At 55.2% G+C, this 1,544-nt stretch carries 2 protein-coding genes; one reads left to right on the forward strand and one right to left on the reverse strand.

Going from position 1 to position 1,544, the window contains the following annotated elements; translation table 11 throughout:
* The first annotated feature begins 699 nt into the window (after positions 1–699).
* Positions 700–1,128: a hypothetical protein gene (locus tag IQ270_RS31670; RefSeq protein WP_228056843.1), complete on the forward strand. Its 429-nt coding sequence runs from the start codon at positions 700–702 to the stop codon at positions 1,126–1,128.
* Positions 1,129–1,198: 70 nt separating this feature from the next.
* On the opposite strand, the gene IQ270_RS30155 is transcribed toward IQ270_RS31670, so the two are convergent.
* Positions 1,199–1,544 (reverse strand): hypothetical protein (locus IQ270_RS30155; protein WP_193976764.1); only part of this gene is annotated, 346 nt, incomplete at its 5' end.

The raw sequence follows: 1,544 nt of genomic DNA on the forward strand, positions 1-1,544 counted from the left end.
GGGTAAGGGTAACGGAGACTGGTTCGCATTCGTCCGAAAGCACCCCGGGCAGACGTCGTTCACCCGGGCAGAAGCGAGAACCGGGACGGTCGCAAGTGCGGTGCTGATGGCTGATGGATTTGGTAGGTTGTCAACCGTCCAACGCTTGATCCGAAACTTGAGTACTTGGGGTGAAGGAGTGAGCGATTTGTTCGGGTCCGAAATTCTGTATTGGCCTCCGCACTACGGCTCGCACGAATTTTTAAGAATGCCCATGCAATGTGAGCAAGGTACCTTGCCCCTAGGTCATGTTGTAAAGCGTTTTGATCATCAATGTGAACGGGCTAGCAGGTTAGTGGGCGGCTTGGGGCTTGAGGCCGTCAGATACCAAAGTTGCGACAGTGGACCACGACGCACTTCGACTCATACCAAAGGCGAAAAAATGACCAGCAAATGCCCACCACTTGGTTACCTTTCGCACCTTCTGCTCAAACTTGGAAAAATTGTTCATGTTTAAGTACATAACTGCTCCAATAGTCGTCGGATTCCTAGGTGCCGTTACAATCTACTGCATAGTTTTGCTGCTCGTTTACTTCGACCCAGACTTGCCTAGAGACAACTTTTTTGGGCGAATCTTAAACTCACTACTGTATGTGGGTCCGCTATTAATTGTATCAGCTACAGTCCGAGATATTCTCAAGGAACGCGCGAGGCAGAAAAATGGGCGATCCGACCAATAAAGACAAGGGCCTCTCGATCAGGAATGGTGTCGATGTAAGTCGATGGGGCGGTGCGGACCAAGCCACAGAGGCAGGAACCGTAGGCGGGGCGTTGTCAGAAAAACTTGGCTTGCAGCGCGGCACGGCAGTTCGCTACCCTGCTGGGATGTTTAGACGCTCCCCTTTCCGCTACTTCAAAACGAGCCCTGAGATCATCCGCCTGACGCTAATGCTGAACACCCGCTTCCCGCTGTCGCTGCGAAACGACGAGGATCTGCTGCACGAGCGCGGCATCGAGATCAGCCATGAAACCATGCGGTATTGGTGGAACAGATTCGGCCCTATGCGCGCCGCCGAAATCAGGGGCAAGCGTGTCCAGGCGATGCGCGCCGCCGCTCTCGCTGAGTGCCGCGGCCTTCTCGCTGCCTGATCCATGGGTGGGGTAGGGGTAACGGAGATCGGTTCGCATGCGTTTGATAGCACCTGACTATGTCTTCTCTTCAGTTTTCGCGCAGCACAGTGGCAATGGCCTCGTCTTCCGAAAGCACGCGAATGAAGTAGCTCTGGAGTTCGGCGACGGAACCGGACACCGGAAAGTCGCCTCTTTCGAGCGCCATCAGGAACGCGCGGTCTGCAAGCGTCAGGGTGCTATAACCGCCGTCAATGGACGTGACCGTCGAAAAGGCGCCGAAGGTCTCTTTCAGCCCGGCCGCAGCGAGGAACAGCCGGGGAAGACAACTCGAAATGCGGTCTATCGGAAGCAGGATTTCGGTTAATCCTTCTGCCCTTGCCCTTGTGGAGAGATAGCACGGAGGAAAGAGGTCCGCATTGGGGCCCCCCTCTGAG

The sequence above is a fragment of the Microcoleus sp. LEGE 07076 genome, assembly GCF_015207455.1.
In the GTDB taxonomy this organism is placed as follows: Bacteria; Cyanobacteriota; Cyanobacteriia; order Cyanobacteriales; family Microcoleaceae; genus Microcoleus.

Excerpts from the sequence above, each read along its gene's own strand:
- IQ270_RS31670 (WP_228056843.1), top strand. The coding sequence starts at position 700 with ATGGGCGATCCGACCAATAAAGACAAGGGCCTCTCGATCAGGAATGGT.